The following is an 18,080-nucleotide window of genomic DNA, read 5'->3' as shown; positions in this document are numbered from 1 at the left end:
TGCCCCCACTTTTTATGGGTGACGCAGACCTTTGAGCGAGAGAAACAGGCTCAGACGAGTTCGAATGTAGCAACGCGAGTCGCAGGACCGGTCAGAATCACTGAAGCGTCGGTGACATGTGGCTGACCGTTCTCCCAGCTCAGGACATCGTCCAGATCAACCCACACGCGACCTCCCGGCACGTCAACGATCCACGAGGCCGGCGCTCCCTCACCTCGACGAATAGCCGTTGCAAGGGCCGACGCACAACATCCCGTGCCACACGCAAGGGTCTCACCCACTCCGCGTTCAAGGACGCGCAGACGAATGTGGCCACTCTGATCCTCCGGGCCGGTCAGGTCAACGACGGCTTCAAGGTTTGTACCGCGCTCATTCGAGGGCGCATAGGTGGGGCGCATAACCTCGGGGGCTTCGGACGCATCAGTGGTCGGGAAGATAATGTTGTGGAGTTCCTCTTCGCCCGCAAGCGCGACAACCGTATGTGGGTTCGGCATATCCACATATACTCCGCGCAGGGTCTGCTCAATGCCCGGGATCGTCACGTCAATGTCGGCCGTTCCACTGGATCGAGCCGGACCCATGTCAACGCGGTACAGGACCTCGGCCTCACCCCCCTGATCGATAACGCGGACAGTGCGAACTCCCCCTCTGGTGCCCACCTCAATTTCCTCATCGGTTATCAGGCCTTCGCGGCGCAGATGATCAACAAAGACGCGGATACCGTTGCCGCACATTTCCGCGATCGACCCGTCGGAATTGCGGTAGTCCATGAACCAGCGACCATCCTTCATGACGGCACGCATCAGCCCATCAGCGCCGATACCGAACGCAGGCGAGCAGAGACGACGCACCTCTACAGCATCGATATCGTTTGTGTCATCGGCATCTGTGTAGACAACGAAAGAATTCCCAGTGCCGTGGGCTTTCGCAATACGAGTGGAGGGACGTAGAGCAGTCATATCGTTAACGCTAGTGGGTCTGCGCGCCGGCGTAGTCGTCCGCCGTTTTTTGGACAATCTTCAGTGCCCGGTCCAGCAGGTCGTTCTTCGAGGTTCCGTCTTCGGCATCGATCCAGATCACGCGATGGTCAGGGCGCAACCACTTGATCTGACGCCTGGCCAACTGCCTGGTCGCGATAGCGATCGATTCCTTCGCTTCATCGATGCTCATCTGCCCATCGATCACCGCAATTGCCTGGGCATACCCCGTCGCCTTTGACGCCGTCTTCGCATCGCGCAAACCCTGATCGATCAGGGCGCGAGTCTCTTCAATCAGACCGTCATCAAACATCATCTGGGTGCGAAGAACAATGCGTCGATCCAATTCATCGAGGTCACGGCGGATCGCGATCATCACAGACGGCTTCACGAACTCTTTGACCGGCATATGCGACGAGTAGGGTTTGCCAGTCAGTTCAATGACTTCGAGGGCACGAATAATACGACGAGCATTGTGCGGATCAATGCGAGAAGCAGACACCGGATCGAGGGCCTCGAGTTTGCCATGAAGCCCCCGACTGCCCAGCGGGCCTTCCGCTTCTTCTTCCAGTGCAGAGCGTACTTTCGGATCTGTTCCAGGGAACTCAATATGATCGAGCAACGCACGTTGATAAAGACCCGAACCGCCGGCAACGATCGCAACGCTTCCCTCGCCGTGGATCGCCTCTAGGTCCGCTCGCGCATGCCTCTGATAGTGGGCAACCGACGCTTCCTGACTGATGTCGAGAACATCGAGTTGATAGTGAGGAATCCCGCGACGTTCCTCCAGCGGCGTCTTCGCCGTGCCAACATCCATGCCCCGATACAGCTGAAGTGCATCAGCACTCACGATCTGACCGCCATTTGCTCCCCAGCATCTGCCCAATTCTTCGGCAAGATCCAGAGCCAAATCAGACTTGCCCGACGCTGTCGGTCCAACAACAGCAACAATCAGTTGCGACGGATTCGCTAGAGTCATCGCCTGGCTCTCACAATCCCCCACCTGAGCATCAGACGTGGTGCAGCGCGCATCAGCGCTTGGGATTAAAGAATGAGTGTCAGCCATGGGTTCAGTCTAAATGGCACTTCCTATTTCCCGCCGTCTACCAAACCCCGTAAGGTAGCAGTATGAGTGTGACAACAACAGATCCGGTCACCATCGACCGCATTGCACGCGCACTTGAAGACATGGGCGTTTTCCCCTTCATTTCGTCCAAGGATCAAGTTGCTGCTCTGCTTCCAAACCGTACAATCCGATTCATCGTCCCGCCCACGTCTCCAGCACAGGGCGTTGTCGACTACCCCCGCTTCTTCCACCCGTCGCACCAGCAAGCTCTGCTTGAAACAATGCGCACGTTGAACGCTTCAACATACGTGCCGAAGGCGACAACCTACACCAGCGAGCAAGGGATGATCGGTATCCGCCTCTTCCACTGCTTCAACTGGGTAGCTGGGGCGACTCATGAGCAGCTGGCAGAAGAGGTCCAGCAGTTCGTGCTCGCATCCATCGCGGTCCAAAACCGTCTTGACCAGATGTACGTTGACCCGTGGACAAAGGAGGCCTCCAATGCCTGAATGGAAGTCATTTTCGATGGGTGACGGCGCCTCACCACTGACCGAGTCACCGATCCAGCACCTGTCCCAGACCGCTACGCCGGCACCGGGCATGGAAGCTGATGAAGCCGCTGAAAAGTGGGGTACCGAGGTTTCTGAGGTCAGCATTGAACGAATTGAAAACGTTGTTGCTGGAGATGGACTGTCCCACGGCTCAAACGAATTCGTTGTTATCACTGATGTTGAGGGTGCTCGCATCCAGATTCACCGCGAACCAGCAGATTCGCCGTGGATTCAGATCGAAGCACGCATGGAGCTCGACGCTGAGAGAGCAGCTAAGCTCGACATGCCTCGCCTGAACGAACTCACCAATAAGTGGAACGTCGACCATCTTCAGCCGACCACGTTCGCTCTTGAAACTGAAGATAGCAAGGTCGTTATCTTGGCGACCCGTTTCTTCGCTGGCAAGGGAATGTCAGACCGTCAGATCCATGCGATGGTGCGTCGCGGACTGGGAGTGACACTGCAAGCATTGAACGAAATGCCGGCTTTGCTGGCACACGCGTAAGTCTTGATCAGTGCGCACACGATTGGTGCGCGATTCGCGAAACGAAATAGCAGGTGCGCATCGCTCGTCGAGCGGAGCACACCTGCTATGCGTCTATAGGGAACCGAGCAGTTTCAGTGAGGTCGTCCCACGCGGATCTTCGGAATACCCAACGACACGCGTTCGTCTTCCTCATGAGCTTGGCGACGCTCCCATGCATCGCCTGCGCGCGTACGGCGCATAGTCCATAGACCACCACCTGTCAGAGCCGAATCTGCGATCAAGTGGTGCGGGGCGCCGTGAGTGACGGTAGCGGTCACCATGTCGCCAGGACGTGGCTTATCTGCTTCGCTGATGCCCTCCGGCAAAGCAACGTGCACCAAGCGATTATCGCGGGCTCGCCCGGTAACGCGCAGTGTTTCACCATCTTTACGACCGTCGCCCTCAGAGATCAGGACCTCGACCGTGGTGCCTTCCAATGCAGCATTATCTTCCGCGCAAATTCGCTCTTGAAGAGCAACGAGGCGCTTGTAGCGTTCCAGTGCGACATCATCGGGAACCTGGTCTTCACGATCGGCAGCTGGCGTACCCGGACGCGGGGAATAGAGGAACGTGAACGCTGACGAGAATCGAGCCTGTTCGACAACGTCCAGCGTCTGTTGGAAGTCTTCTTCGGTTTCACCGGGGAAGCCAACAATGATGTCTGTCGTAATCGCAGCATCGGGAATCGCGGCGCGGACTCTTTCGAGAATACCCATGAACTTTTCGCGCCTGTAGGAACGTCGCATCTGACGAAGCACCGCATCGGAGCCAGATTGAAGTGGCATATGAAGGCTGGGCATCACGGTAGGAGTTTCAGCCATCGCCGCAATCACATCGTCCGTGAAGGCAGCCGGGTGAGGTGATGTGAAACGTACGCGTTCGAGACCCTCGATCTGCCCCACTGAGCGAAGGAGAGAGGCGAATGCGCCTCGTTCACCGAAACCGACACCATATGAATTGACGTTCTGTCCCAGCAACGTCACTTCGATCGCACCTTCTAAGACGACCGCCTGAACTTCGGACAGAATCTCTCCTGGACGACGATCTCGTTCTTTACCGCGCAGATGAGGAACGATGCAGAAGGTGCACGTGTTGTTGCAACCCACGGAGATTGAAACCCACGCAGCGTACGCGGATTCGCGGTGAGTGGGCAGAGTCGACGGGAAGACCTTCAACGATTCTTCGATTTCGACAGCAGCTTTGCGGTTGTGTTCAGCACGCTTCAACAGGGCGGGGAGCACATCAATATTGTGTGTTCCAAACACTGCATCAACCCATGGAGCCTTATCGATAATGCCGTCACGCATCTGTTGCGCAAGACATCCACCGACGGCGATCTGCATGCCCGGACGTTCACGTTTTACCGACGCGAGCTGACCGAGGTTGCCATACAGCTTCGTCGCAGCGTTCTCGCGAACCGAGCAGGTGTTGATAACAACAACGTCGGCACCCATGTCACCGGCATCAGTTGCTCGTGCCTGAGCTGCAGGAACACGGTCAACCGGGATGAGTCCAGCTTCTTCCAGCAAGCCAGCCATACGCTCAGAGTCGTGAACGTTCATCTGGCATCCCAGCGTTTTAATCGCATAGGTGCGCGGAAGAGCTACCTGAGATGCTTCGTCTATATTCGTTTCCATCGCGGACAGTTTAATCATTCCCATCGGTTCGGGTGAAGTGAAGAACATCGTGGGCAAGGCTGAGAGCTGCACTAACACTCTGGTTGCGTACCGCTTCCCTGTCCCCCATGAAGTGGAAGAGGCGATGGCGCTCAACAGCGCCCATCACGCAGGCGACATGCACGGTTCCGGCAGGATGAAGTCCCTGCGGTCCGGGACCAGCAACCCCCGTCGTTGCAATGCCAAGGTCTGAACCAGTGAGCTCGCAGACTCCGCGCGCCATTTGAATTGCAACGCGCCGGTCAACGGGACCGAATGACTGTAACAGGCTGGGATCAACACCCAGGATCTGAGCTTTTAATTTGGTGTCATAGGTGCACACTCCGCCAAGAAGGACAGCTGATACTCCCGGCACATCAACCAATGTGGAGCACAGTTTTCCACCGGTCAGTGATTCAGCAACGCTGACGGTGACATGATTCAGTGAGCATTGTTGAATCAGTTCAACTGCTTCTTCTACAGGCATGAGGTTCTTCCACTCAACGCACAGCCACAAAGCATGGTGTGCTATTCGTTGTCTTCAGCTTCGACGTCATCAGCAAGCACCTGCAAGACGGCACTTGAGACAACCGAAGGCGAATACCCTTTTCTGCTCAACATACCAACCAGCCGACGATAGGCAACTTGGCGACTGACACTGCCCATTGACCTGCGCTTTCGCAAGGCAAGATCGAATGCCTTGTTCGCTTCATCATCAGGTTTTATCAAAGCAAGTGCTTGCTCAATGTCAGCGCGCGACAGTCCTTTACGTCGTAGTTCTTCAACGAGTGCTCGCCCGGTCTTCCCACCAAGTTCAAAACGATCATGAACAAGCATGCGAGCAAAAGCAGCATCATCAACCAACCCAACCTGTTGGAGGCGATCGATCACTTCGTCGACAGTCTCGGTTGAGAAACCTTTTGCGACGATAGCGCTACGCAATTCGCCAGTCGAACGACTCCGAGAATCAAGCTGTCGAAGAGCAACTTCACGCGCCGCTTCGATCGCTTCAGTGCCCGTCAGAGCAGCATTCTTCTCTTTTAAGCGCGCAAGACGCTCTCCGACTGAGGAGCGCGCCTTGCACGTTCGTTCGAGCTCCGGATGATCTTCAGGATCCAGATAACGAACCATTGGTGTTAGAAACCTGCGTCTTCCATCGGATCGATGTCAGGAAGATCTTGGTTTTCATCTTCGGGCTCAAGTGGTTCACCGATTCCGAGGGCTGCCAGAATCTTGTTTTCGATCTCTGTGGCAAGTTCAGGGTTATCGATCAGGAACTGACGGACGTTTTCTTTGCCCTGTCCAAGCTGATCGTCCCCGTAAGTAAACCAGGATCCCGACTTACGCACGACGCCAGCCTCAACACCCATGTCGATAATCGAACCTTCACGCGAGATGCCCTTGCCGTAGACGATGTCGAATTCGGCCTGCTTGAAGGGTGGCGCCATCTTGTTCTTCACGACCTTGGCACGCGTGCGGTTACCGACCGGGGCTCCCGCTTCCTTCAAGGTTTCAATGCGACGAACATCAATGCGAACCGATGCGTAGAACTTCAGAGCCTTGCCACCCGTTGTCGTTTCGGGAGAACCAAAGAATACGCCGATCTTTTCACGTAGCTGGTTAATGAAAATGGCCGTGGTCCCAGTGGCAGAAAGCGCACCCGTGATCTTACGAAGTGCTTGGCTCATCAGGCGAGCCTGAAGACCAACATGGGAATCGCCCATTTCGCCTTCGATTTCAGCCTTAGGAACGAGGGCTGCAACCGAGTCAATAACAATAATGTCGATACCACCGGAGCGGATCAACATATCTGCAATTTCAAGGGCCTGTTCACCGGTATCGGGCTGAGAAACCAGCAGAGCGTCCGTATCCACACCCAGTGCCTTTGCATATACCGGGTCAAGAGCATGTTCAGCGTCAATGAACGCTGCGTTACCGCCAGCCTTTTGAGCGCTGGCGACAGCATGGAGAGCAACGGTGGTCTTACCGGAGGATTCGGGTCCGTAGATTTCGATGACACGACCACGTGGCAAGCCACCGATGCCGAGAGCAACATCCAGAGCAAGCGAACCGGTGGGAATCACCTGTACCGGCGGACGCGAGTCGTCGCCCAAGCGCATGACAGAGCCCTTACCGAATTGCTTATCAATCTGAGAAAGCGCTACTTCGAGCGCCTTGTTGCGGTCATTTCCCTTGGGAGCAGACACGGGTGCATTCTTGCGACCTGCCATGATGTCCTTCTTAAGATCCGAGCCTCACCGGCTGACGATTATTCTGGCCTTTGAAGTGTGATCCCCTCTCCGAGGACACACAATGACGATATGCCTGACCATGGGCAAACCACATTGCACACCTGCTTACCTGTGGATAAGTGGGGGCAAAATGCGCCATCTATAAGAAATGATATATGGAACAGGTGTTCTACACCTTCGGGCGACGCGCCGAAAGCTACGAACGAGACCTACGTCGCTCTTTTTGATCCAGTCGATGAATCCACTTCATAGACGGATCAACACCCGCTTCATCGACCAACGCATCCCACACTTCCTGAGGAGCAACCCCGCGATCAAGAGCCTCTTCGCACGTTCCACGTAGCGAAGTGAGATAGAGGTCAGACGTGTATGAACGACCGAGCGTCGCCCCAAAGACAGCGTCAACGCCCTCCCAGAATTCAGATACCTTCACGCGTCAGCTAATCAAGGTAACAGGGACAAGATCATCCGGAACAGTATCCGGAACGACAACGCCATCTACAACGGCAAGGCGGTCAGAGACTTCACGCAGAACAAACCACAGCGGGACATCGAGGGCCTCGCAAATAGCTTCAAGCAACTCTGACGACGCTTCCTTCTGACCGCGCTCTACCTCTGACAGATATCCCAGCGAAACTTGAGCGCCGGCAGAGACCTCTCTGAGCGTGCGCTTTTGACGCTGACGGATACCACGCAGGACGTCGCCAAGCTCAGTCCTCAATAAAGGTGCGGTAGTCAGTGAAGCATTCATAAGAAAAGAGTATCCCCCATCATATAGAAATGCGCGTGCAGACCACGTGATAAGACCAACCCACCGACTGGATAGCACAAGAAATGCGGACATTATCCGCGAAATTTCAACGATAAGACGCGAAAGGCGAAGTGTGTCTCACCATTAAATAAGTTGAGTCACTTTGACTCAACTTGAGGTGAGCTTGCCTTCCAGAGCTTCGCGCCCTCGACAACATAAACCAGACCAGACCAGACAGTCATCACCAATGCCAGGCCTGCGACAACCCAACCGAAGATCAGCATTCCGTGGGTCAGCGAAGCATATGCGGGCCACGAAGCACCCAGAGACTGCCACGGAATCAGAAGCAACCAGATCGCGAAAATCTGCAGAACCGTCTTCAGCTTGCCACCCTTATTTGCCGACACAACAATGTCACGTCGCAACAAAACTGCACGCAAAGCCGTAATACCAAGCTCGCGAACAGCAATCAGAATCGTCACCCACCACGGCAACAATCCAGCAATCGAGAGCACGATGAATGCACCCAGCGTAAGCGCCTTATCCGCAATCGGATCCATCAAACGACCGAAGTCTGTGATGAGATTTCGCGAACGCGCAATATGCCCATCAAGCTGATCTGTTGCGGCAGCAACCATGAAGACTAAAACAGCCCACCAGCGCGCAGCAGAAGCCTCAAGGAACATCAGCCAAATGAATACCGGGACCAGAACCAGACGGAAAACGGTTAAAACATTGGGCACGTTCCATAAAGAAACATGGTGTTCATGATCAACACGAGAAACATTACTTCCCATAGCACCCCTTTTTTTGGCTTAGCGACCGGTCAGCTGCCAAGCGTCCTCATCATCGTCGGGCTCTTCATCTACCCATTGTGGTGCATTCCCACCATAATCATGTCCTGAATATGGGTCCGGTGCCGACATAGCACCATCGACCGCACCAGTGCGCACATCGGTGCCGGGAACGCCATCACCAGTTGACGCGGTCTCGTCACCCATGGAAGGCACGACCTCTGTTGCTTCGTCTAGCGTCTCTACTTCGCCTCGTAGCATGGCAAGCACCTGAGGCAACTGCTCGGGCGCAACCAACACCTGGCGCGCCTTCGACCCTTCGGATGGGCCGACGATTTCACGCGACTCGAGCAGGTCCATCAGTCGACCTGCTCTGGCAAAACCGACACGCAACTTGCGCTGAAGCATCGACGTCGAACCCAGCTGCGAGGAAACAACCAGCTCAGCTGCCTGCAACAGATCATCGAGGTCATCGCCAATATCCTCGGCGACCTTGACCTTCTTCGCCGGCGCAACCACATCCTCGCGGTACGTGGGTTGCATCTGCGACTTCACGTGCGCGACAACCTTGTGAATCTCCGACTCGCTGACCCACGCGCCCTGGACGCGCAACGGCTTCGAAGCGCCGGCAGGAAGGTAGAGAGCATCGCCCTGACCGATCAGCTTCTCAGCACCCGGCTGGTCGAGAATCGTGCGAGAGTCAGTCAGGGACGAGGTAGCAAACGCCAAACGCGAGGGGATATTCGCCTTAATCAAGCCGGTCACAACGTCAACAGACGGACGCTGCGTCGCCAGCACCAAGTGGATGCCAGCGGCACGCGCCAGCTGAGTGATGCGCTGAATCGAGGCTTCAACATCGCGCGGAGCGACCATCATCATGTCGGCGAGCTCATCAACCACCACCAGCAAATACGGGTACGGGTGAAGCGTGCGTTGCAGACCGGGCTTTGCCTGAACCTGACCGGACGCCACAGCCTTATTGAAATCGTCAATGTGCTTGAAGCCATACTCAGCCAGATCATCGTAACGCGCATCCATTTCGCGCACGACCCATTCGAGAGCCTCAGCAGCCTTCTTCGGATCAGTGATAATCGGCGAAATCAGGTGCGGAATTCCTTCGTAAATCGTCAGTTCCACGCGCTTGGGATCAACCAGGATCATGCGCACCTGCTGGGGCGTCGCACGCATCATGATCGACGTAATCATCGAATTCACGAAGCTCGACTTACCGGAACCCGTCTGGCCAGCGACCAGCATGTGAGGAGTCTTTGCGAGGTTCGTGACAACGTACCCGCCTTCGACGTCCTTACCCACGCCGACGACCAGCGGATGCTGGTTACGCATAGCAGCGCCGGAACGCAATACGTCACCCAGCGCCACGTTTTCGCGGTCAGCGTTCGGAATTTCAATGCCGATCGCTGACTTTCCAGGAATCGGAGCAAGGATACGCACGTCAGCTGAAGCCACCGCATACGCGATGTTCTTCGTCAGGTTCATCAGTTTGTCGACCTTGACGCCGGCACCAAGAACAACTTCGTAGCGCGTCACTGTCGGACCTCGTGAAAAACCGGTGACCTTCGCATCAACGTTGAAGTCAGCGAACACCTGCATCAGCGCATTGACAACCTGATCATTGACCTCGGAGCGCGTCTTGTGCGGCGGGCCGGCAACAAGAAGACTGGCCTGGGGAAGCGTGTACGTGATTGCATCGTCCAAGTTCGGCTGGAAACCGGGCTGAGCAGGAGGATCGGTGATCGGCGGAGCAGGAATATTTGTCGCTCCCCCACGCGCATCGACTTCGGAGGTCGCTATATCAGCGGTCAGCCCATCGATGCCAGCAGTCGCATCAGGCAGGGAAATCACCTGAGTTGGCATGTCCTGCGGATCGGGGGAAAGCTCAGCCTTCTTCGCAAACCGAGACTTGCGCGCCGGCTTATCAACAAACTTTTCCGCATTCGCATCCTGCTCAAGGACAACCGTCGGGTCATCGCTGATCTGTGGGGAACGGAACGACTCATCACCGTCATATTGTTCAAGGAAAGGATCATCGCCGGCAGCAAGATCCTCGCGCGCACGACGCCTGCGTTCGCGTGCACGTTCTTCATCGCTCATTTCTTCCTCTCCACCGCGGTGGGTCAGCGAACGGAAGAAGGAGGCGAGAGCAGCCGGAACATCGGCAACACGCGTACGAGTTGCCAGCAAGATCGAATAAATGCCCAAAAGAATGAGGATTCCGCCAGCCCCCCACCCTGACAGCAGAAGCGTCAGTGGGCGCGCGATAAACCAGCCGATAATGCCACCGGCCGATTCAATAGCTGCTAGGTCATCGAATGCCGGATTTCCTTGACTGATATGCACCAAACCGGTCAGGGCAACCGTCAACCCAATGCCACCCGCAGTGTGGTGTGGCAAGGCATGGTTTCCGGAGCGCGCGCGGAAGAGTTCTACGGCTTGTGCGACAAGTGCCAGTGGAACAACGACAGAGAATAGACCAACGAGGCCGGCTGCCCCGTGGTGCAATACATCCCCAGCCTGGCCGGAAATGTGGAACCACTCGCGCAGGGCGACAACGATCGCTAGCGCAAGAAGCACAAACGCAAGGCCGTCGCGCTTTACTTGCACATCAGCTGCATTGAACGCGCGAACCATCGAGGCAATGCCACGCCCGATTGCTGAGAAGAACGAGGCAAGGAGCCCCGGCTTCTCCGTTATCTCGGGTTGAGCCTGCTTCTGATTCGACGTGCGCTGGCGCGACTTGGCGTTCGAGCCATTTCGGGCAGATGGGTTGCTTTTAGCCATGATGATCAAAACGCTACCCGTAGACCTGGCGAATCGTGATCGGCGCGCCGTTAAAGCGCAGTCTCACGCGGATCTCACACTCGTGACACGTCTGCGAATAGAAGAAAGAGGCGCACGTGCAGTCTCTACAGTGCCGCGAGGCTCTCGACTGTTCCCGTTTCCATGACGATATCAATCTGTTCGCGTGAGGGAACAGGAAGAGCAGATTCATGAGAGAGCGCAATTGCGGCAGCCGCGTTCGCGATACGACATGCTTCCGCAACGTCTTTGCCGGTGATCAGAGTGGCGCACATTGTCGCGATGTGTGTATCACCGACACCAGCGGTGTCGACGACGTGCGTCTTGTAGGCGGGGATCATAACGGGTTCATCAGTCTGTGTGCGTTGCAATTCGCACCCCGACGCGCCCGTGCGACGGACCAGCGCAGCTTCGGGTCGCATGAGGTGACGCACTCCCGTGCCGGGCTCAAAAGAGTCGAGGATCGACGCCAAGGTGTTCGATTCACGGACATTCATTGTCACGACGTCAGTACGATGCAACAGCTGGCGCCATAGTTCTACGGGAACTTGCTCAACTGCCGGGGAAACGGCCACAACAAGAGTGACAGATGACGGCAGGGCTGCAGCCCATCCCGCAAGGACCTTCGCAGAATGAGGATTCGTCAAGTCAGAGGCAGCAATATGGATCAAGTCGCCAGGGGTAAGAACAAGAGAGTCCAACGCTGTACGCGACGGCTCTGACTCAACACCGGACGTCACAATCGAGGTCATCGACCCATCGGGTTCGATCAACTGCATTGCGACGCCGATGTCACCCACCAGTTCTGGAATAAGAACCTCAACTCCAGCTTCAACAAGCTGACGACGAACAGTGAACGAGTTCGGTCCAGTGCCTAACGGGGAAGCCAGCGCAGCCGGGATACCGAGAGCTGCCACCGCAGATAGGGTTGTAAAACCACCCCCGGGACGCGAGCTAGAAGCATCGGCATGGATGGAAGCGCCACGAACCGGTGAATGTGAAATGTGCATCGGAAGAACAAGCACCACCGAGTGGGTTGAGATAAAACGACCTGTCATTTCTTCCACGCTTCTTTGAGTTTGAGGCTCTTCGTTGAGGTTGCTGACACCAGAGTACGCGATAGGGACCCCCTCAAACGCTCGTGCGGTGAAGAGATCCCCACGTGTGCCTCTTCTACTGTTCTACAACGACTGGGACGATCATCGGACGACGGCGGAGCTTGCGCGCCACCCAACGACCGATCACACGACGCATTGCCTGCTGGAGAACGTAGGGGTCGACTCCACCGGGAGCCGCCGCTTCCGCGAGCGCTACTTCGACGTCCGGCTGAATCTCTTCAAAGACCGAATCATCTTCTGCCATACCGATTGCGCGGATGATCGGCGCAGAAAGCACCATACCTGAATCGTGTTCAACGACGGCATAGACGGAGATAAAGCCTTCGGAGCCGAGCGTGCGCCTAGTTTCAAGCTCGTGTTCAGAGATTTCGCCGATGGAGCGACCGTCGACGTACACGTATTCGCAGGGAACGGCTCCACTGACGCGTGCCATGCCGTCCTTCAAGTCGACGCAGACGCCGTCTTCTGCCAGCACCACGTTGTCGGGTGAGATACCGGTCTTCACGGCAAGTTGTCCGTTAGCGACCAGGTGGCGGACCTCGCCGTGAATCGGCATGACGTTGGTGGGTTGCACGATGTTGTAGCAGTAAATCAGCTCGCCTGCAGCGGCGTGGCCGGATACGTGAACCTTCGCGTTCGCCTTGTGCACGACGCGTGCGCCCAGGCGCATGAGGTCGTTGATGACGCGGTAGACGGAGTTTTCGTTTCCAGGAATCAGAGAGGACGCTAGGACCACCATGTCGCCGGGCTCAATGGAGACGCTACGGTGAGTTCCAAGGCTCATACGGGACAGCGCGGCCATTGGTTCACCCTGCGAGCCGGTTGCCATGTAGACACGCTTGGAGGGTTCAAGCATTTCAATGGTGCGCGCATCGACAATAACGCCCTCGGGAATAGTCAGGTAGCCCTTTTCCTGAGCGATGCGCATATTGCGTTCCATTGAGCGCCCCACCAGGCAAACGTGCCGCCCGTGGTGCGCCGCAGCCTGAATAACCTGCTGGACGCGGTGGACGTGCGAGGCGAAGGATGCAACGACGATCTGTCCCGGAGCTTCACCGAATACTCGATCGAGGACAGGGCCGATTTCACGTTCGGGAGTGATGAAGCCGGGAACCTCAGCGTTCGTGGAGTCAACCATGAACAGGTCCACGCCCTCTTCACCGAAGCGAGCAAAGGCACGAAGGTCGGTCAGGCGAGAGTCAAGGGGAAGCTGATCCATCTTGAAATCACCGGTGATCAGTAGTTTTCCTGCCGGGGTGCGGACAAAGACAGCCAGAGCGTCGGGGATCGAGTGGGTCACGGAGACGAATTCAAGATCGAAGTCATCAATAGTGATTCGGTCACCTTCTGCTACGACATGCAGGTTGTCGGTGGTCAGCTTGTGCTCACGAAGCTTCGGTTCGACGAATGCCAGCGTCAGTTCCGAACCGTAGATTGGGATGTCTTCGCGGAGTTTCAACAGGTACGGAACACCGCCGATATGGTCTTCGTGACCGTGGGTGAGGACCATGCCGACAACGTCGTCCATGCGGTCTTCAATCCAAGAGAAGTCCGGGAGAATCAGGTCAACACCCGGCTGGGTTTCTTCAGGGAAAAGAACGCCACAGTCGACAACGAGGAGTTTGGAGTCGAACTCCAGCACGTTCATGTTGCGGCCCACTTCACCCAAGCCACCAAGTGGGATGATGCGAATGGCGCCCTCTTCTAGGGGTGCGGGTTCGGAAAGGTTCTCATACAGGGACTTCATAGGTCTAAGTGTGCCACGACCTCAGGGGAAATCCGTGAACACTCAGACCCAAGTCAGAGCAGTTCGGCCACTTTCAGCGCAGACTTCAAGGATTCCATTTCGTCATTCGAGGCTCCCACCAACGGCAGACGCAGAACCGGCGTTTCAATGACGCCCTGCAGGTACAGGGCTGCTTTTGCCATGACAGCCCCCTGTCCCCCGCCCATGATGGCAGCCACCAGCGGGCGAAGCGAGTAGGCAAGTTCGCGGGCTTCCCAGACCTTATCGGCATCCAGCAGGTCGATCATCTTCCGATAGTGCGACGAGGCAACATGTGACACGACCGACACGAAACCGGAGGCTCCGCCGGTCATCCAAGCGAAGTTCAAGCCGTCATCACCCGAGTAGTACTCGAGCTTAGTTCGGTGCATTCGTTCGACGCCCTGTTCAACGTTGCCTGTGGCATCTTTAACAGCTTTGATACGCGGGTGGGTGGCAAGGTCGTCCAGTGTCTCATCACTGAACGCCAAGCCGGTACGTCCCGGAATGTCGTAGAGCATGACGGGAAGATCAGTTGCGTCCGCAATAGCGCGAACGTGGGCACGCAGACCCATCTGAGAGGGACGGTTGTAATACGGGGAGACAACCAGCAGACCATCAGCCCCCGACGCCTGCGCCCCTTCACCAATACGCACAGCGTGCGCGGTGTCGTTCGAGCACGCACCGCAGAGAATAAACGCGCGGTCACCCACAGCTTCCTTCACAGCAACCGTCAGTTCATCCTTCTCCGGCTGATGGGTCGTCGGAGATTCGCCAGTCGTTCCAGACAGCAAAACTGTGTCAGACCCGTCGTCAACGAGTTTCTTCGCCAAACGGACCGCGGAGTCGAGATCGATTGACCCGTCAGCGTGAAACGGGGTCACCATTGCGGTTGCGAGGGAGCCGAAAAGACGGCGCGGGGTGTAGTTCATGGGTTGAGCATATGACGCGGAGGCATCGAAACAGCCCAAAGTTCACTAGGTGAACGCCTATCACTCGTCAGGTGTCTGCGTCGAAGTCCACCACAGGTGTTGGACAACATCAGGCATGTCGGGGAATGTGCGCCTCACCCCTGCCGGCCCAAACCCGCACGAGGTGAAGAAACGGATCCGGGCCTCGTCCCTTGAATCAATCCACGTACTGAGGGCGGTCGCACGCGAAACATCGACGCACGCCTGCACCAAGCGAGAGGCGTGTCCGCTTCGACGGAAACTTTCGTCCACGTCCATTTCGGCAATTAACGAGGGGCCCGTAATGGCGCTACCATCACCGGCGGTGAAATCATCGCCGGGAACAACCAGAGCATAACCGGCGACCACGTTGGCGTGGAGGGCAACAAGAGTGAAGCACCCAGCGGGAGCAGGAGCAGTCAATGTTGTTGCCCACTGTTGCACAAGAACCTGTTCGCCCACCTGTGCGCTCGCGCCGAAGAGCCTCTTGAGCGAGGCTGCCTGAATACGCGCAATCTGTGGCGCATCCTGAGCCAATGCGGGGCGAACCGATCGGTCGGGCAACTTCGAAACAGACTGAGGTGCACCTGCTCCCGGCATACCAAGGTCGATGCTCATAGAAGCCCCGGCAGGTCAAGGACAGTATCCAAGCCGATCGACAGACCCGGATGCTTGCTCACTTCACGCACGCCTAACAAAACGCCGGGCATGAAAGAGAAACGGTCGAAGGAATCCGTGCGGATCACCAGCTGTTCACCAGGGTTGCCCAGCAGGATCTCTTCCGAGGCTGTCAGGCCACGCAGGCGGACAGCATGGACGGGCACGCCGTCTACGGCTCCCCCGCGGGCACCCAGTGGATCCGACTGGGTGGCATCAGGCATGGGACCACATCCGGCCTTTCCGCGCGACGCTGCGATCCCCTTCGCAGTGGCAACCGCAGTACCGGAAGGCGCATCCACCTTGTTCGGATGGTGCATTTCAATAACCTCAGCGGACTCGAAATACGGGGCGGCCAGCGCAGCGAACTTCATCGCCAGCACGGCAGACATCGCGAAGTTCGGTGCGATCAGGACGCAACGGCCAGATTCTTCAGCGTGGACGCGCACACGCTCATAGGATTCATCACTCCACCCCGTTGTGCCCACAACGACGTTCACCCCAGCGTCCAGCAGTGCGTGGACATTTGCTTCAGTAACAGACGGCGTTGAGAAATCGACGGCAACCTCGGCGCCACCAAGGTTACTGGCTGTGATCTGATCCGAAGCATCAAGACCAGCGACGAACTCCATGTCGTCTGCACCGTTCACTGCTTCAACGACGGTCGCGCCCATACGGCCTTGAGCGCCAATGACTGCTACGTGAATCATGATGAGTTCCTCTTCTTGTCTTTAGGCGTTGTTCGGAAGGACGAGAGCACGAGAGAAATCACGGTGTGCAAGGTCGGTGGCCATGGCCTTCACATCTTCAGCGCTCACCTGGTTGATCGCGTCAATTGCTTGTTCGATGGACTTGTATCGGCCAGACACTTCAGCGCGACCAATAAGCATCATGCGCGACCAGTTATCTTCTTGGCCCAGCACGACGGAGCCTCGCACTTGGCCTCGTACGCGCTCCATCTCTGAGGCGGTCGGGCCTTCGCTTGCGAGCAACTCCAATTGGCTCCGCATGAGTTTTTCGACCTCGTCTACCTTCGCCGGCGATGTGCCCGCGTACATGCCGAAGCTACCGGTTTCCGCGTAGGACGAACCGAAAGCGTAGGTCGTGTAGGCCAAGCCTCGTTTCTCGCGAACTTCCTGGAACAAGCGCGACGACATCGACCCGCCCAGCACATTGAGCAAAACGTTAAAGGTCGGGAATTCATCAGCGAGTGCGCGAAACCCCCTGGTGCCGATCACAACGTGAGCTTGTTCAACATCGCGACGCCTCACTATTTCCGCCGACTGAACGCCTTCGTTGGTTGCGAGCTTCGAGCGGCGCTGACGAGGCCGGCTGGATGATTTCAGCTGTGATGCCCAATTGGACGCCGACAGAGCATCGGTCACCATGTTCACGACTGCTTCATGCTCGATATCGCCGGCAACTGCAACGATCAAGTTGTTCGGCGCATAGTGGCGGTGATAGTGCTCGAACACCTTGTCACGACTGACAGCGCTAATAATGTCAGGGGTGCCACCCACCGGGCGACCAAGCGGAGTATCACCGTGAATTGCCTGATGGAATGCTTCGTGGACGTTCTCGGTCGGAGAGTCTTTTGACATCGCGAGCTCATCGAGGATGACCCCTCGTTCCATTTCAAACTCTGCCGGATCCAAGAGCGAGTTGGTCAACATGTCAGCGATCGTCCCCACCGCCATTGTGAGATCGGTCGAAACGACGCGAGCCCAGTATGCAGTGTGCTCCTTCGCGGTTTCCGCATTCGTTTCTCCGCCCACACGGTCGAAACTTTCGGCGATGTCAAAAGCGGAGCGAGTATCCGTCCCTTTAAACAACAGATGTTCAAGGAAGTGGGTCGAACCTGCGACTTCGGGGGTTTCATCGCGAGATCCCACAGGAACCCACATGCTGACTCCAGCAGAATGCGTGGCAGGAATGTGCTGGGTGATGATACGCGTACCAAACGAAGTCACTGTCCGTCGCAGATCGCCATCAATGTCATCCAGTAGCTGATTGTCGATCGCATCGAGTGTCAGTTCGATCGGTTCGCTCACGAGTCTTCCATTTCCTTTTCTTCTGGCCGTTAACGCGATGTTCCCCCGATTGTTCAGGCGGAGGTTCACAACGTCCACGTGTGTGAGTCTACTTGCTCAATGCTCAACCGGTTGGAGACGTTCAGGCAGAGCAGTATTGACTGAAAAATA

The 18,080-nt window shown here is 56.6% G+C and carries 18 protein-coding genes; 2 read left to right on the top strand and 16 right to left on the bottom strand.

Annotated elements, in window-relative coordinates:
* Nucleotides 1–50 precede the first annotated feature (50 nt).
* The gene (gene dapF, locus AC5RE1_RS05875) at nt 51–959 is read right to left on the bottom strand and encodes a diaminopimelate epimerase (RefSeq protein WP_179370498.1); all 909 of its coding nucleotides are present in this window, start codon (nt 957–959) and stop codon (nt 51–53) included.
* Nucleotides 960–969: 10 nt separating this feature from the next.
* Nucleotides 970–1,956, bottom strand: a complete 987-nt coding sequence (miaA, locus tag AC5RE1_RS05870) for a tRNA (adenosine(37)-N6)-dimethylallyltransferase MiaA (RefSeq protein WP_179370574.1) — start codon at nt 1,954–1,956, stop codon at nt 970–972.
* Nucleotides 1,957–2,105: 149 nt separating this feature from the next.
* Here miaA and AC5RE1_RS05865 point away from each other — a divergent pair, with 149 nt between their 5' ends.
* Together AC5RE1_RS05865 and AC5RE1_RS05860 are read left to right on the top strand one after the other, a co-directional pair.
* Nucleotides 2,106–2,552 carry a YbjN domain-containing protein gene (locus tag AC5RE1_RS05865; protein WP_006681707.1) on the top strand — a complete coding sequence of 149 codons (447 nt, stop codon included), beginning with the start codon at nt 2,106–2,108 and terminating at the stop codon, nt 2,550–2,552.
* Nucleotides 2,545–3,099, top strand: coding sequence for a type III secretion system chaperone family protein (locus AC5RE1_RS05860; RefSeq protein ID WP_179370499.1), 555 nt, complete (start codon nt 2,545–2,547; stop codon nt 3,097–3,099). The genes AC5RE1_RS05865 and AC5RE1_RS05860 overlap by 8 nt, the downstream gene beginning before the upstream one ends.
* A gap of 113 nt (nt 3,100–3,212) precedes the next feature.
* Here the strand turns inward: AC5RE1_RS05860 and miaB are convergent, their stop codons facing one another.
* The 14 genes from miaB to AC5RE1_RS05790 form a co-directional block, all read right to left on the bottom strand.
* A complete protein-coding gene (miaB, locus tag AC5RE1_RS05855; RefSeq protein ID WP_493938452.1) occupies nt 3,213–4,757 on the bottom strand; it encodes a tRNA (N6-isopentenyl adenosine(37)-C2)-methylthiotransferase MiaB in 1,545 nt (514 codons plus the stop codon).
* Between the two features lie 10 nt (nt 4,758–4,767).
* A complete protein-coding gene (locus AC5RE1_RS05850) occupies nt 4,768–5,262 on the bottom strand; it encodes a CinA family protein (protein ID WP_006681710.1) in 495 nt (164 codons plus the stop codon).
* 41 nt (nt 5,263–5,303) lie between these two features.
* Nucleotides 5,304–5,906, bottom strand: a complete 603-nt coding sequence (locus AC5RE1_RS05845) for a regulatory protein RecX (protein ID WP_179370500.1) — start codon at nt 5,904–5,906, stop codon at nt 5,304–5,306.
* Between the two features lie 5 nt (nt 5,907–5,911).
* Entirely contained in the window at nt 5,912–7,006 is a 1,095-nt protein-coding gene (recA, locus tag AC5RE1_RS05840; protein ID WP_006681712.1) for a recombinase RecA, read from the bottom strand.
* A gap of 217 nt (nt 7,007–7,223) precedes the next feature.
* Entirely contained in the window at nt 7,224–7,460 is a 237-nt protein-coding gene (locus tag AC5RE1_RS05835; RefSeq protein WP_006681713.1) for a DUF3046 domain-containing protein, read from the bottom strand.
* A gap of 3 nt (nt 7,461–7,463) precedes the next feature.
* Entirely contained in the window at nt 7,464–7,778 is a 315-nt protein-coding gene (locus AC5RE1_RS05830; protein ID WP_006681714.1) for a helix-turn-helix domain-containing protein, read from the bottom strand.
* 158 nt (nt 7,779–7,936) lie between these two features.
* Entirely contained in the window at nt 7,937–8,575 is a 639-nt protein-coding gene (pgsA, locus tag AC5RE1_RS05825; protein WP_179370501.1) for a CDP-diacylglycerol--glycerol-3-phosphate 3-phosphatidyltransferase, read from the bottom strand.
* Between the two features lie 18 nt (nt 8,576–8,593).
* A complete protein-coding gene (locus tag AC5RE1_RS05820) occupies nt 8,594–11,371 on the bottom strand; it encodes a DNA translocase FtsK (RefSeq protein WP_179370502.1) in 2,778 nt (925 codons plus the stop codon).
* Between the two features lie 125 nt (nt 11,372–11,496).
* A complete protein-coding gene (locus AC5RE1_RS05815; RefSeq protein ID WP_493938451.1) occupies nt 11,497–12,447 on the bottom strand; it encodes a PfkB family carbohydrate kinase in 951 nt (316 codons plus the stop codon).
* A gap of 115 nt (nt 12,448–12,562) precedes the next feature.
* A complete protein-coding gene (locus AC5RE1_RS05810) occupies nt 12,563–14,254 on the bottom strand; it encodes a ribonuclease J (protein WP_006681718.1) in 1,692 nt (563 codons plus the stop codon).
* 53 nt (nt 14,255–14,307) lie between these two features.
* Complete coding sequence (gene dapA, locus AC5RE1_RS05805; RefSeq protein ID WP_006681719.1) at nt 14,308–15,204, bottom strand: 4-hydroxy-tetrahydrodipicolinate synthase; 897 nt, start codon at nt 15,202–15,204, stop codon at nt 14,308–14,310.
* A 60-nt stretch (nt 15,205–15,264) separates the two neighbouring features.
* On the bottom strand, nt 15,265–15,840 hold the full coding sequence (locus AC5RE1_RS05800; protein WP_006681720.1) for a GNAT family N-acetyltransferase: 576 nt from the start codon (nt 15,838–15,840) through the stop codon (nt 15,265–15,267).
* Nucleotides 15,837–16,589: a 4-hydroxy-tetrahydrodipicolinate reductase gene (dapB, locus tag AC5RE1_RS05795; RefSeq protein ID WP_103633544.1), complete on the bottom strand. Its 753-nt coding sequence runs from the start codon at nt 16,587–16,589 to the stop codon at nt 15,837–15,839. The genes AC5RE1_RS05800 and dapB overlap by 4 nt, the downstream gene beginning before the upstream one ends.
* A gap of 21 nt (nt 16,590–16,610) precedes the next feature.
* Nucleotides 16,611–17,930 carry a M16 family metallopeptidase gene (locus AC5RE1_RS05790; RefSeq protein ID WP_493938450.1) on the bottom strand — a complete coding sequence of 440 codons (1,320 nt, stop codon included), beginning with the start codon at nt 17,928–17,930 and terminating at the stop codon, nt 16,611–16,613.
* Between the last annotated feature and the right edge of the window lie 150 nt (nt 17,931–18,080).

The organism is Actinotignum sp. usb-actsch-rep-73 (assembly GCF_059082735.1).
Note: the sequence above shows the minus strand (reverse complement) of the source record. Positions and strands in the feature narration are given on the sequence as shown.